The 8,758-nt window shown below is 65.5% G+C and carries 6 protein-coding genes and 1 pseudogene; all 7 read right to left on the bottom strand.

The window, feature by feature from the left end; translation table 11 throughout:
- Nucleotides 1-863, bottom strand: an 863-nt coding sequence (gene radA, locus ACI944_RS08320; RefSeq protein ID WP_411718590.1) for a DNA repair and recombination protein RadA, incomplete at its 3' end; no start/stop codon positions are given.
- A gap of 134 nt (nucleotides 864-997) precedes the next feature.
- Entirely contained in the window at nucleotides 998-1,600 is a 603-nt protein-coding gene (gene pspAB / locus ACI944_RS08315) for a PspA-associated protein PspAB (protein WP_411718589.1), read from the bottom strand.
- 210 nt (nucleotides 1,601-1,810) lie between these two features.
- Complete coding sequence (gene ligA / locus ACI944_RS08310; protein ID WP_411718588.1) at nucleotides 1,811-3,883, bottom strand: NAD-dependent DNA ligase LigA; 2,073 nt, start codon at nucleotides 3,881-3,883, stop codon at nucleotides 1,811-1,813.
- Between the two features lie 79 nt (nucleotides 3,884-3,962).
- Complete coding sequence (locus ACI944_RS08305; RefSeq protein ID WP_411718587.1) at nucleotides 3,963-5,072, bottom strand: pyridoxal-phosphate-dependent aminotransferase family protein; 1,110 nt, start codon at nucleotides 5,070-5,072, stop codon at nucleotides 3,963-3,965.
- A gap of 155 nt (nucleotides 5,073-5,227) precedes the next feature.
- On the bottom strand, nucleotides 5,228-6,418 hold the full coding sequence (locus ACI944_RS08300; RefSeq protein ID WP_411718586.1) for an MFS transporter: 1,191 nt from the start codon (nucleotides 6,416-6,418) through the stop codon (nucleotides 5,228-5,230).
- Between the two features lie 43 nt (nucleotides 6,419-6,461).
- On the bottom strand, nucleotides 6,462-8,201 hold the full coding sequence (locus ACI944_RS08295; protein ID WP_411718585.1) for a helicase C-terminal domain-containing protein: 1,740 nt from the start codon (nucleotides 8,199-8,201) through the stop codon (nucleotides 6,462-6,464).
- Nucleotides 8,202-8,287: 86 nt separating this feature from the next.
- A pseudogene (gene rfc / locus ACI944_RS08290) lies at nucleotides 8,288-8,758 on the bottom strand (replication factor C small subunit); the annotation flags it as partial.

Genomic DNA, 8,758 nt, shown 5'->3' with positions numbered 1-8,758 from the left:
AAGAAGGCGTCGGGGTTCGACTGGACCTGGTTCGTGACGACCGTCGCGGCGTTGTATAGGTTGCCCACCCGTTCGATGTCGTGAAGATGTTTGTTGAGTTTCTGTTGGCGGTTGGCGAGTTCGCCCCGGCCGACGTACTCCGCGCGGAAGTGCGCGGTCAGCGAGTCGATACAGACCAGCCGAACCGGGTACTCGTCGTCCTCGTATTCGGCGGCGATCTCCTTTGCTTTCTCCGCCAGCAGGATCTGGTGGTTGGAATTGAACGCCTTCGCGACGTGGATCTTGTCGAGAAACGCCTGAATGAGCTCTTCCATCGCGTCCTCATCGTCAGGAGTCCCCTCGATTTCTTGATCGTCCATCGCCGCCGCAAGGACGTCGTCGGAGAGCCCCCGGACCATCTCCTCGACCCGCTCGGGTCGGAACGTATCCTCGCTGTCGACGAAGATACAGCGCCCGCCGAGGCCACCGGCCTCGCTCGGGAGTTGAACGTTGACCGCGAGCTGGTGAGTGATCTGTGATTTGCCGGCTCCGAACTCGCCGTACACCTCGGTGATCGACTGGGTCTCGACGCCGCCGCCGAGCATCTCGTCGATCTCTGGGATGAGCCATTCGAGCTTTCCGATCTGTTCGCGCCGCTCGAGCACGTCCGTGCCGGTCTCGAAGCCGCCGATGTCGGCCGCGTTTCTGGCGGCTTGGATGATGTCGTTGGCGTTCGATTCCCCGACGTCGGCGGTGTTCGAAAGCTCCGCCGGGCCGGCGACCGCGATGCTTTGATACGACTCGTAGCCGTTCTCACGGAGTTTGTCGGCCGTCGCGGGGCCGACTCCCGGGAGTTCCTCTAGGTCTTCGCCGCTTGCTGCCATACCCGTCCCTGGGGCCGCCCGATACATAAAGTCTCGTTAACAGCTTTGTGAAAGTAAAACCGAGGTACTGCGTCGGGGGACATCGTCCGTCAAACAGAACATTTAGATGAGATACCCGCTGTGCCGGCGGTCGGTCATCCCCAGGGATGAGCGTCGCCGTCCGGCCACATGGGGTACCAATAGGAGGTGTCGGCCTCGGTTTCGAGTTCCCCGTCGAGGTTGCTCTCGAGTTTGAACTCAAGCGCACTATCGCGCTCGCGGCCACCAGTCGGGACAAACGGGTAGTACGCGCCCCGGCGGAACGAATACACCCAGTACGCCGTCGTTCTATCCCGGTCGAAGGAGAACAGCGCAGCCAACAGCCGAGAGCCGAATCCCCCCTCAATGAGCGTATCCGCGGCGAAGTGGACACTAGTGACCAAGTCCTCGAAGTCAGGGTCCCGCAAGACGACCCAACTGTAGCCGTGGCTGTCCTCAATGAACGACGCGGCCGTTCCCGTTTCCTCTTGTCCGATCTCCAGTACGGCCTCGACATCCGAGCGCGCCTCCCGGAAGGCGGTGCTGTCGACATCCGCGAAACAGAGCGCGGCCTCGCCCGTGGGCACGAATCCGAGGTCGGCCTCCATCGACAGGTACGCCGTCGACATCCCGAACAGATCTTCGGGATCCGCCTCTCGAGTCGCGTCCGTCTCCACGCCGAGTCCAAGCACCTGCCGGATCGTATTGAGGACACCCATCGTTTCTACTGGGGCGCGCGATGGTGATAGGAGTTACCGTCGGCGTCGTGTGAGTTCAGCAGTGTTGAGCCACGACCCGTACTACAGTTTATAACCGAACACGGAGGCACTACCCGTATGCTCTGAGCGATTGCCGGTGATCCGCCGAAGCGGGAGCGCGCCCTCGGGCCGCGGAACACGGGTCATCGGCCGTTCTGTTCCGCCTGTTCGCTACACCTCAATGTCGTGGTCGGCGAGCAACGCTTCGAACCTCGGCTGTTCGAGAATCGGGACATCGTGTTCGGCGGCGGCCTCGCGCTTGCTCCGACCGGGGTCGTCGCCGATAACGAGGTAGTCCGTGTTCCCGGACACACTCGACGTCGCCGAGCCGCCGTGTCGCTCAATCAGCTCTTGGGCTTCTCCGCGGGTCAGCCCGTCAAGCGAGCCGGTGAAGACGAACGTCATCCCCTCAAGCGTTCCTCCGGCGGTTTCAGTCGGCTGTGGCTCGACGCCGGCGTCGCGAAGGTCGTCGATCACCTTCCGGTTCCGCTCGCTGTTGAAGAATTCGGCGATCTCGCTCGCCACAGTTGGGCCGATCCCGTCGACATCGCGCAACTCGTCCTCGTCGGCAGCCATGACTGTATCGAGCGTCCCGAAGTGGCGGGCGATGTCGGCGGCGGTCGCCCGTCCCACGTTCGGAACGCCGAGCGCGGAGAGAAACGCCGCGAGTTCCGGCTCCCGGCTCGCATCGATCGCCGACAGTAGGTTCTCGGCGCTCGTCTCACCCCACCCGTCGAGATCGGCGAGGTCGTCGGCTGAGAGCGAGTAGAGATCCGGAAGTCGTTCGACGAGACCCGCGTCGATCAGTTGGTCGACTGCCTTCTCGCCGAGCCCCTCAATGTCGAGGCCTGTCCGGGCGGCGTAGTGTTGAATCGCCCGCCGGAGCTGTGCCGGACAGCCAACCCCGCCGGTACAGAACGCCATCGGACCCTCGCGCTCGATGGGGCTCTCACAGACCGGACACGACTCCGGGAACTCGAACGATCCCTCGCCGCCGTCGATCACCGCCTCGACGTAGGGGATCACGTCGCCGGCGCGTTTGATTCGGACGGTGTCGCCGACATCGACGCCGAGTTCGGCGATCTGTTCGGGATTGTGCAGCGTCGCCCGCGACACCTCGACACCGGAGACATCGACCGGGTCCAGCAGGGCGACCGGCGTCAGTCGGCCAGTCCGTCCGACCTGGATGACGATGTCCCGGACGGTCGTCACCTCCGAGCGCGCCGGGAATTTGTAGGCGAACGCCCACCGCGGGGCACGGGCGGTCGATCCGAGCATCTCGCAGGCGTCGAGTCGGTCGATCTTGATGACGGTGCCGTCGATCTCGTAGTCCAGATCGTCCCGACGCTCAAGCATCTCGTCGCGAAACGCCACCGCGCCGTCGATGTCCTCGACAGGTCGCGTGTGTTCGTCCGTCCGGAACCCCCACTGCTTGACGGCCGCTCGCTGCGCTTTGCGCGTTTCGAGCCCTTGGCCGCCGTCATCGAGGATCCCGAAGACGAAACACGCGAGCGGTCGGTCGGCGGTGACCGACGGGTCGAGTTGTCTGAGCGTCCCGGCGGCGGCGTTGCGTGGGTTCGCGAAGGGGTCATCGCCGCGCTCGATCCGCTCGCGGTTGTACGCCTGAAACGCCGCCTTCGGCATGAACACCTCACCCCTGACCGCGAGGAACGCCGGCGGATCACCCCGCAGCTCAAGGGGGATAGATCGGATAGTACGGACGTTCGCCGTCACGTCGTCACCCTCGTTGCCGTCGCCGCGGGTGACCGCTCGGTCAAGCTCGCCGTCCTCGTAGACCAACTCGACGGAGAGCCCGTCGAACTTCGGCTCACAGAGGTACCCGATCGGCCCGTCGTATCCGGACTCGACCAGTCGGTCACGAACCCGTTCGTCGAACGCGCGGAGGTCGGCTTCCTCGACAGAAGAGTCGATCGAGCGCATCGGGGCGACGTGCTCGACGGTGTCGAGTTCGTCGATCGGCCGTCCGCCCACCCGTCGTGTCGGGCTCGTCTCCGAGCGAAAATCAAACGTCTCCTCGAGTTCGAGCAGCCGATCGAAGAGCGTATCGTACGCCCGATCAGAAATCACCGGATCCGCGCGTTCGTAGTACCGGTGGTCGTGATACCGGATCGCCTCGCGGAGGTGCTCGATCTGCTGTTCCGCCGCCGCCGGGTCAAGGTTGTCGGCCGGCTCGAAGGAGCGCGGCGGGTCCCGAACGTAGGGGTTGTCGTCGGGTGCATCCATTGGCGTAAATTCGACGGCGGCGTTGAAAAATCGACTGTCATCGGGTCATCGAGCGCCCCCGAACATCAGGAACGAACAGCTAGAGATCCGCGACGTCCTCGATCGCGTCGGTTAGGGCTTGGATGCTCTCAACGGTGTGTTCGCCCATATGCCCGATTCGGAACGTCTTCTCGCCGATATCTCCGTAGCCGTTCGAAAAGACCATGTCGTACTCCTCGCTGACCCGCTCGATCGTTTCGGCGACATCGATCCCTTGCGTGTTCTCGATGCAGGTCACAGTCCGGGACTCGTACCCCTCTTCGGGGTAGAGGTCAAAGTGCTCACGAGCCCATTCACGGGTGTACGAGGCCATTTCGCGGTGGCGCTCGTCGCGCCCCTCGTGGGACTCCTCCAACATGTGTTTCATTTGCTTTCGGTAGGCGAGCATGAGCGGAATCGCCGGCGTCGAGTGGGTCTGGCCTTTCCGGTCGTAGTAATCGAGACACCGGCGGAACCCGCCGTACCACGACGACTCTCCCTTTTGGACCTCGCGTTCGTACGCCTCGTCGCTGACAGTGCAGACGGCAAGTCCCGGCGGCATGGCGAAGGCCTTCTGGACAGATGTGAAGATGCAGTCGATGTTGTGAGCCTCGATGTCGATGAGATCGCCGCCGAGGCAGGAGATGGCGTCGACGACGAAGTAGGTGTCCGGGTACTCGCCGATGAGGTCGCCGATCTCCTCGACGGGGTTGCGGACGCCGGTCGACGTTTCGTTCATCACCATGCCGACGACGTCGTAGCCCCCGTCGCTGGCTTCGAGGGCGTCCCGGACGTCCTCGGGTTTGACCGCCGTGCCCCACTCGTAGTCGATGCGGTCGACATCCTTGCCGAGGCGTTCGGCGACGTTGGCCTGCCGCTCGCTGAACGCCCCGGAGGTCGGGACGAGCATGCGATCCTCGACGAGGTTGAGCGTCGTCGCCTCCCAGAACTCGGTGCCGGAGGCGGTCAGAATGATCACGTCGTTTTGCGTCCCGAGGAACTCCTTGGTGTCCTCAACGATAGTCGTATAGAGGTCCGTCATCCGGTCCATCCGGTGGCCGAACACCGGTTCGGCCATCGCGTCGATAACGTCTTCGGGAACCTCGGTCGGGCCGGGGAGATACAGCGTCTTGTCCGGGTACTCGTCGTTGTATTCGCGTTTTTTGCTCACGGGGGTCACCTGATACGCGGAACGTCGGCCGGGACGGCCATGGTATTTTTGATCCGACGCTGTCCGTTCGGGCGCTCCCAGGCGATGCGGCCGACGTCCTCGCACTGTGTCTAACCCTCATGGCCCCGTGCCTGGCGTCGAATCGTGGGAAGCTGTCACTTTTCGGTCCCCCTCGGGCCGGACGTCCGGGGGGCGATCCGGAAGAGCGCCGGAAGCGTGACCATCGCGATTGCGATCTCAAGGCCGCCCGCGACGACGAAGGCGGCGAGGTAGCCGTATCGAGTCGCGAGCCATCCGCCGACGAGAATCCCGCCGAGAAAGCCGAGGCTCCCAAAGATATTGAATCCGCCCATGGCGGCGCCGCGCTCGTCGTCGTCGACCAGATCGGTCACGAGTGCCATCGTCACGGGCGCGACAAGCGCTCCGAGGACGCCGACCGCGACCATCCCGAGCGCGGCGGATGAGACCGTCGGCGCCAAGCCGACACCGAGGATCGCCGCGCCGAACCCGACCGATCCGGCGGCGATCGGGAACACCCGGCCGATCCGGTCAGACAGCGCTCCAAGGGGGTACTGCAACAGCGCGAACGGAACAAAAAAGCACGCGAGCAACAGCCCGATCCCGGCGGGATCGAGTCCGAACGCGTCCCGGAAATAGAACGTTCCGACGAGCCCAAAAAATCCGGCTGCGAACCGATCGGCGAAGCCGAACGCGAACGGAACGAGGAGTCCAGGTCGCCCCCGGAAGCCGTCGATCGCCTCCGCTATGTCCCGTCGCTGTTCCGTGGCTCGGTCGGGGAGCGTCGAGACGGCGACGGCGACGATCGAAAGCAGGCCGGCTGCGACGAGGATCGGCGCAAGCGGGCCAAGCGCGTATAGCTGTCCACCGACCGGTGCGCCGAGAGCGGCCCCACCCCCGATCGCGATCCCTGCCGCGCCCATGTTTTTGCCGTGGCCGCCGTCGAGATCCATGAGCATCGTGACCGACAGCGAAAACGCGCCGATGGTGAACGCGCCCTCGAAAAACCGGAGGGCGAGCGCGATTCGGAAATCGCCAACGCCGGTGACGACGGATGCCGCGAGAGCGAGATAGGCCACCGTCCCGCCGGTCGCCCCGGCAACGATGAACGGAATCCGCCGGCCGACCCGGTCCGAAAGCGCCCCCCAGACGGCCGAAAACAGGACGAACGCCCCGAGCTGAACCGCCAAGAACGCGGTTCCGGCGTCGATCGTCGGTGCCCCGCCGAGCGCGTCGACGAGGCGGTCGACGCCGGGGTAGACCAGCAACTGCGTGAAGAGAACAACAAAGACGACGGCTGACAGGCGGGCGCGCTCGGCTCGGCTCACGCGGGTCGGTTCGGCTGCCGGCTACTTGTGTGTGTAGGGGTCGTTATTCCTCGCCCCAGACGTCAGAGAGGGGATGATCGTCGATGCCCCCCGCGTTCGACCGGCGTGATCCACGGGGACGGTCGGCGTTTCCGACAGCCTGGGCGGGGTCAAACGGCGGCAAGTCGGGGCGAGAGAGCCGATCAACCTGCGCCTCGAACCACGGGGGCATGTCGCTTCGCGCCCGGTCGAAGAGGTCGAGCAGCGACTCGTCTGCGAGATACGTCGCGCCGTAGTCGTCGGGCGCGCGAACGACCCGACCACAGGCTTGGATCACCGTCCGCAACGCCGCCCGGTAGTACCACGCCCACTGGCCGTCCTCGAGTCGCCGGGCGACGCGCGAGTCGTTGGTGTTCGGGTAGGGGGCCTTACACAGTACCTGCCACCGGCAGAGATCGCCCCGAAGGTCGAGTGCCTCCTCCATCTTGACCGAGACAAACACGTCCGGGTCGGAACTCCGCTTCCAGCCGGAGAGGGCGGCGTCGCGGGTCTCCGAGTCGTGGCTGCGGACCCGGTCGCCGACGCCGAACTCCTCAAGCCGTTCGACGAGTCGGTCGGCGATGTCGTAGGAGTGGGCGTGGATCAGCCCCGTCTCGTCGTCGTGGTGCGCCATCAGCCGGACGACCGTGCGGGCCACCTTTGACAGCGTCTCGCCGCGATGCTCGTAGGTCATTTTTCCCTGTGTGACATCGTAGAGCGGTCGGTTCTCGACCGGAAACGTGTGGGGAACGTCGACCAGCGCGACGGTCGAGGGGTTGAGGCCGGCCCCCCGGCAGAACGCGTCCTTGTCGAGCATCGTCGCCGACAGCAGCGCGAACTTGCGGCCGCGGTCCCAGACCGTGTGGTGGAGGTACCGGGCCGGATCGAGCGGCTTGATCGAGATCGTGCCGCCGCGGGGGTCCCCGCTCGCACGATCCGACTGATCCGCAACCCACACAGTCGGGCTGTCGGAGTCCCGGAGATCCTCGAGAAACCACCCGAGATCACGGACCAGCGTCGCCAGCTGGTCACGCTCTTCGGTCTGCGCTTCGGTCAACTCGACAAACCCGCGGAGTTCCTCCTGTCGCCGGCTGCAGGCGTCGAGCAGGCGCTCGGCGTAGGGCTCGACGTCGGAGACGTCCTCGATATCGGGTGGCTGGCAGCTCCCCCAGACGGGGACGGTGGTCGGCGAGAGTTCGATCGTCGCGTACATCTCGGCCCACTCCGGGAGGCCGTGCGCCTCATCGATCACGACGACGTCGCGCTCACCGAACACCTCGCTACCGGCGGTCTGCATGAAGTACGCAAGCGTCATCGCCGCGATCGGTCCGTTCGAGGCGCTCGCCCGGTCGGCGAAGTACGGACAGCGGTGTTGGACCGGACAATCGAAACCGCGTTCGCGGGCACAGGGCGCGCGATCGACCGGCGTCGAGGTGTCGCCCGGCAGGATACACGAGTAGTTCGACTTCCCCCGGATTATCGAGAGGTCCGAGAGCAACTCGTCGCCCGCGACGTCGTCCAGTTGGGAGACCTGCGGCGTGGTGTAGTACGCCCCTGTCGGGAGGCTCGGCGCGCCCTCGCCGTCGCGGCGGGCACAGCCCGCGATAGCCCGAGCCAGAAGCGACTTTCCGCTGCCCGTCGGCGCTCGCACGAGGACGACGTCGTTGCCGGCCTCGAACGCCTCACGGATGTCACGGAGCGCCCGCTCCTGCGTACCGCGGAACGACGGCGCGGGAAACTCCGGGACGATACGGGAAGAGTCCACGTCGGACCGAGGGGTGCCCCGGTTCTAAAGGGCTCGATTGCCGGAGCCGTGGGCGGCGACAGTGGTGGCGGCGAGGGAACCGCCGGCTACTCGGCGTCGAGCGAAAGCGACGCGAGCAGCGCCTCAAGTTGGATCTGCTCGTTCGCCCCCGCCGTGATTCGGTAGTCAGCCTCGCCGACGCGCTCCATCAGCCGGACGGCCTCGCGCTCGCCGAGGTCGAAGTCCCAGACCGAGCGGTGCATCTGGTCGATGATGTCCCCGCCGGCGATCCCGACGTCGGTCAACAGCGCGTCGAGTTTCGCGCGCGCGGCCGTGAAATCGCCGTCGAGCGCCTCGGAGACCATCGCTTCGATCTCCTCGGGGCGAGCTGTCGAGGTGATCGTGTAGACGGCCTCCTCATCGACGACGCCGCCCATGACGGCGGCGGCCTGCAGCCCGTTGATCGCCTTTCGCATGTCGCCCGCGGCGGCGTACACCAGAGCGTCCATCCCGTCGTCGGTGATCTCGATGCCCTCGGCCCCCGCGATGGCCTCGATCTGTTCTTCCACCGCCTCGTC

The organism is Natronomonas sp., from assembly GCF_046710025.1.
Classification (GTDB): Archaea; Halobacteriota; Halobacteria; order Halobacteriales; family Haloarculaceae; genus Natronomonas.
Note: the sequence above shows the minus strand (reverse complement) of the source record. Positions and strands in the feature narration are given on the sequence as shown.

Bases quoted from the DNA above. Each gene is read 5' to 3' on its own strand.
- ligA (WP_411718588.1), bottom strand. From the start codon at position 3,883: ATGGATGCACCCGACGACAACCCCTACGTTCGGGACCCGCCGCGCTCC.
- pspAB (WP_411718589.1), bottom strand. From the start codon at position 1,600: ATGGGTGTCCTCAATACGATCCGGCAGGTGCTTGGACTCGGCGTGGAG.